Source organism: Pseudomonas sp. NY15364, from assembly GCF_048068235.1.
Classification (GTDB): Bacteria; Pseudomonadota; Gammaproteobacteria; order Pseudomonadales; family Pseudomonadaceae; genus Aquipseudomonas; species Aquipseudomonas mendocina_D.
This window is the reverse complement of sequence record NZ_JBLUPX010000090.1, coordinates 1-650: the sequence shown is the minus strand read 5'-3', so window position 1 is coordinate 650 and position 650 is coordinate 1. Positions and strand designations below refer to the sequence as shown.

General features: G+C 49.2%; 2 tRNA genes and 1 rRNA gene. All 3 read left to right on the top strand.

What is annotated here, in order from left to right:
- Nucleotides 1-102 (top strand): 16S ribosomal RNA (locus tag ACNFCJ_RS24085); the annotation flags it as partial.
- 85 nt (nucleotides 103-187) lie between these two features.
- Nucleotides 188-264 (top strand) — tRNA-Ile (locus ACNFCJ_RS24080).
- A gap of 22 nt (nucleotides 265-286) precedes the next feature.
- Nucleotides 287-362, top strand: a tRNA-Ala gene (locus tag ACNFCJ_RS24075).
- The last annotated feature ends 288 nt before the right edge of the window (nucleotides 363-650 follow it).

The following is a 650-nucleotide window of genomic DNA, read 5'->3' as shown; positions in this document are numbered from 1 at the left end:
AGTCTAACCTTCGGGGGGACGGTTACCACGGAGTGATTCATGACTGGGGTGAAGTCGTAACAAGGTAGCCGTAGGGGAACCTGCGGCTGGATCACCTCCTTAATCGAAGACATCAGCTTCTTCATAAGTTCCCACACGAATTGCTTGATTCATAGTCGAAGACGATGCTGTAACGCGACCCTGTTATAGGTCTGTAGCTCAGTTGGTTAGAGCGCACCCCTGATAAGGGTGAGGTCGGCAGTTCAAATCTGCCCAGACCTACCAATTGCTTGGTGCAGAAGAATACGGGGCCATAGCTCAGCTGGGAGAGCGCCTGCCTTGCACGCAGGAGGTCAGCGGTTCGATCCCGCTTGGCTCCACCACTCTCTACGCGGTTACGGTGAGAAGAGAAAGAGTTCAGAAATGAGCGCTTCAGGGTAGACCTGGCGAGTGCTGATTTCTGGTCTTTTGACCGGTACGAATATCGTTCTTTAAAAATTTGGATATGTGATAGAAGTGACTGATTAATTGCTTTCACTGGCAATTGATCTGGTCAAGGTAAAATTTGTAGTTCTCAAGACGCAAATTTTCGGCGAATGTCGTCTTCACGATTGAGACAGTAACCAGATTGCTTGGGGTTATATGGTCAAGTGAAGAAGCGCATACGGTGG